The organism is Nocardia seriolae NBRC 15557, from assembly GCF_007990715.1.
GTDB classification, from domain to species: domain Bacteria; phylum Actinomycetota; class Actinomycetes; order Mycobacteriales; family Mycobacteriaceae; genus Nocardia; species Nocardia seriolae.
Genome location: NZ_BJWY01000230.1, coordinates 1 through 3509, shown reverse-complemented (window position 1 = coordinate 3509; position 3509 = coordinate 1). Strand labels below are relative to the sequence as shown.

Genomic DNA, 3509 nt, shown 5'->3' with positions numbered 1-3509 from the left:
AGTACTAAGCTGCTCGCCCACCTCACACCCCGGTCCTGACCCGGCGCAGTTCGTCGTCGAGCACCCCGGTCTCCTTCAGCGACTTCAGGTGCGCCAGCCGCGTGAATCGCTCGAAGAAGGCCGTCGCGGTGAGCCCGCGTGCGATGTACTCCCGGTACAGCTCGTCCGCGCCGTCGGGAATGGTCCACTTCGCCTCGAAGCCGAGTTCGGCTCGGGCGTAGCTGAAATCGACCCGGTACGAGCGCGGGTCCGCGCCGCTCTCACCGGTGATGACCAGCGTGGAATCCGGCACCACGTCGACCACGGACTGTGCGATCTCGGCCACGGTCAGGTTGTTGGTCTCGGTGCCGACGTTGTAGGCGCGGCAGTGGATGGCCTCGATCGGGGCCTCGAGGCAGGTGGCGAAGGCGCGCGCGATGTCCTGCGCGTGCACCAGCGGCCGCCACGGGGTGCCGTCGGAGAGCACCTTCACCTCGCCGGTCAGCACCGCGTACCCGACCAGATTGTTGAGCACGATATCAGCGCGCAGGCGCGGCGAGAAACCGAAAGCGGTGGCATTGCGCAGGAATACCGGCGAGAAGCCGGAATCGGCGATGGCGGCCACATCGTCCTCGACGCGGACCTTGGATTCGGCGTAGGGGGTCAGCGGGCGCAGCGCGGCGTCCTCGGTCACCAGCCCGTCCCCGGCCGCGCCGTACACCGAACACGTGGAGGCGTAGAGGAATCGGCGCACCCCGGCCTGTTTGGCCAGCCGGGCCAGCCGCACCGACGCGTGATGGTTGATGTCGTAGGTGATCTGCGGGGCCAGTGCCCCCCGCGGATCGTTGGACAGCGCCGCCAGATGCACAACCGCGTCGAAGCCCGCGAGCTGCTCGGCGGTCACATCGCGCAGATCCACGCTGAGGGTGGGCGGCGCGGGCGGCGCCTCGCCCAGCACGCATTCGGCGAAATAGCCGCTGTCCAAGCCGGTCACCTCGTGACCGGCCGCCTGTAGCTCCGGCACCATGACGGTGCCCAGATACCCCTGATGCCCCGTGACCAGCACGCGCATGACTATGCACCTCCGAAAGTGATGGTGGCCTTCTCGAGCAGGAACGCCTCGGCGTGGCGGGCGCGGCACTGCACCCCGCGCAGCCGGGACAGCGCCAGGAAGGACTGCTCGTCGTACCAGTCCTTATTGCGTTGCGAGGGATAGTGTTTCATCAACAGCTCGGCCTTGCGCTCGGCGCAGCCGGCGGGCAGCGGATGGAACACCGTCGGCTGCGGAGTGTCATTCTCCCACTTGAGTATTTCGTAGCCGAGGATCAGATGGTCGCGAAACTCGGTGGGGGCCAGCTTCGCAAGCATCCGATGGTCCTGGTGGGCGTCCCCGCGCTGCGGCGCGAACACCAGCTGGGCGGCGCTGTCGCGGCGCAGCGCGGCCACCGCGGCCTTGGCCCGCTCCCAGTGGGCGGGCGCCGATCCGTCCGGCAGATCCAGGATCCGCAGGTCCAGATCGGCTCCGGGACAGAATGATTCGAGTGCCAGGCGCTCCTCTTCGGCGCGCTCGGTATCGCCGCCGGTGAGGATCAGCGCCCGGACCCGCAGTCCCGCAACGGCATCGGCCAGCGTGAGCAGCGTGCCGCCCATCCCGATGGCCAGATCGTCGCAATGGGCGGCCAGCAGCGCGATCTCGGTGACCGCTGCGGTGTCGAGTGTGATCATGCGGTCCTGACGCTGTCGTTCGCGGCGGGCTGCTCCCACACCATCCAGGGCCGGTCGCCGCGCTGGTATCCGGTGTCGAGATCGGCGCGCTCCTTGAAGGTGTCGGCCGGCTTCCAGAACCCGTGGTGCTGATAGCCGATCAATCGGCCCCGCTCGGCCAGCGCACCGCAGGCGTCGTCCACCAGATCACCGCCGGGCGGCAGATGGTCGAAGATCTCCTGGGTGAGAATGAAATAGCCGCCGTTGAGCCAGATGGGCAGCTTGGTGGCCGGGGTGATGTTCTTGACCTCACCGGCCGAGTTCACATCCAGGCAGTGGAACGAGGAGTTGGGCGGCACGATCATAATCGACGCCGCGGCCCCCGACGCCTGGAACCGGGCGATCATCTCGTCCAGCGGGGCGTCGGTGAGCACGTCGGTGTAGTTGGCCAGGAAGTAGGTCTCGCCCGCGACGTGCTCGCGCACCCGGCGCAGCCGTTCCCCGATGGGCGACTCCACCCCGGTGTCGACGAAGGTGATGGTCCAGTCGCTGATATCGGATTGCAGCAGTTCGACCTTGCCGCCGCGGATGACGAAGTCGTTGGACGCCGATTCCTCGTAGGTCAGGAAGAAGTTCTTGATGTGGGTGGCCCCGTAGCCCAGGCACAGCACGAAGTCCTTGTGCCCGTAGTGCGCGTAGTAGCGCATGACGTGCCAGATGAGCGGGCGCGGGCCCACCATCTGCATGGGCTTGGGGACACCGTCCTCGGTGCCGTTGCGCATGCGCATGCCGTAGCCGCCGCAGAACAGTACTACCTTCATTTCGATTGCCCTTCCGCGTGATTGGATGCGGCGGCAGCGTCGAACGTCGCATGGTGCAGGTGGGGGAGGGGATAGACGATCTCGCCGCCCCACTCGGTGACGTGGCGCAGTTGCGCGGTGATCTCGCGTTCGAGGTTCCAGGGCAGCACCAGCACCACGTCCGGGCGGTCGGCGTCGATCCGCTCCGGCTCGTGTATCGGAATCCGGGTACCCGGTGTGAACCGTCCGTGTTTGTAAGGGTTCCGGTCGACGGTGTACTCGAGCAGGTCGGTGCGGATGCCGCAGTAGTTGAGCAGGGTGTTGCCCTTGCCGGGCGCGCCGTAGCCCACCACCCGCTTGCCTTCGGCCTTGGCCGCCAGCAGGAATCGCAGCAGATCCTGGCGGACCCGCTCGGTGTCGGGGCGCAGTTCCAGGTAGCCCGCGACCTCGTGCAGGCCCGCGTCGGCCTCCAGCCGCAACACCTCGGCGACCCGGGCGGTCGGGGCGCCCGCGCCCTGCGGCCGCGCCCAGACCCGCAGGGAGCCACCGTGGGTGCCGATCAGCTCGCAGTCCACCACCTCGAGGCCCGCGGTCGCCAGCGCGCGCTGCGCGGACAGCAATGTGTAGTACTGGAAGTGCTCGTGGTAGATGGTGTCGAACTGGGCCAGCGCCACCAGGTTCAGGGCGTGGTGCACCTCGATGGACAGCCAGCCGTCCTCGGCCAGCAGCCCCCGCAGCGAGCGGGTGAAGCCGAGCAGGTCGGGGATGTGGGCGTAGACATTGTTGGCCACCACGAGGTTTGCGGGGCCGTGCTCGGCGCGCACCCGGGCGGCCAGCTCCTCGTCGAGGAAGGCGGTTTCGGTGGGCACGCCCCGATCCCGGGCCGCCGCACCGACATTCACCGAGGGCTCGATGCCCAGGCAGGGGACCCCGGCGGCGACGGCGTGTTGCAGTAGGTAGCCGTCGTTGCTCGCCACCTCGACGATGAAACTATTCTCATTCAGATTTAACTGGGTGATTGCTTGC

The 3509-nt window shown here is 67.9% G+C and carries 4 protein-coding genes; all 4 read right to left on the bottom strand.

The genetic code is table 11. From position 1 onward, the window contains the following. Positions 1-22: 22 nt before the first annotated feature. The 4 genes from NS2_RS35220 to NS2_RS35205 are packed head-to-tail and all read right to left on the bottom strand — an operon-like array spanning position 23 to position 3502. Complete coding sequence (locus tag NS2_RS35220) at positions 23-1051, bottom strand: NAD-dependent epimerase/dehydratase family protein (protein ID WP_033091693.1); 1029 nt, start codon at positions 1049-1051, stop codon at positions 23-25. Positions 1052-1053: 2 nt separating this feature from the next. Continuing rightward, on the bottom strand, positions 1054-1704 hold the full coding sequence (locus NS2_RS35215) for a PIG-L deacetylase family protein (RefSeq protein ID WP_033091694.1): 651 nt from the start codon (positions 1702-1704) through the stop codon (positions 1054-1056). Next, complete coding sequence (locus NS2_RS35210; RefSeq protein WP_033091695.1) at positions 1701-2504, bottom strand: sugar phosphate nucleotidyltransferase; 804 nt, start codon at positions 2502-2504, stop codon at positions 1701-1703. The genes NS2_RS35215 and NS2_RS35210 overlap by 4 nt, the downstream gene beginning before the upstream one ends. Further along, on the bottom strand, positions 2501-3502 hold the full coding sequence (locus NS2_RS35205) for a class I SAM-dependent methyltransferase (RefSeq protein WP_063897748.1): 1002 nt from the start codon (positions 3500-3502) through the stop codon (positions 2501-2503). The genes NS2_RS35210 and NS2_RS35205 overlap by 4 nt, the downstream gene beginning before the upstream one ends. Between the last annotated feature and the right edge of the window lie 7 nt (positions 3503-3509).

Coding starts and splice junctions, on each gene's coding strand:
- NS2_RS35220 (WP_033091693.1), bottom strand. CDS start 1,051: ATGCGCGTGCTGGTCACGGGGCATCAGGGGTATCTGGGCACCGTCATG.
- NS2_RS35215 (WP_033091694.1), bottom strand. CDS start 1,704: ATGATCACACTCGACACCGCAGCGGTCACCGAGATCGCGCTGCTGGCC.
- NS2_RS35210 (WP_033091695.1), bottom strand. CDS start 2,504: ATGAAGGTAGTACTGTTCTGCGGCGGCTACGGCATGCGCATGCGCAAC.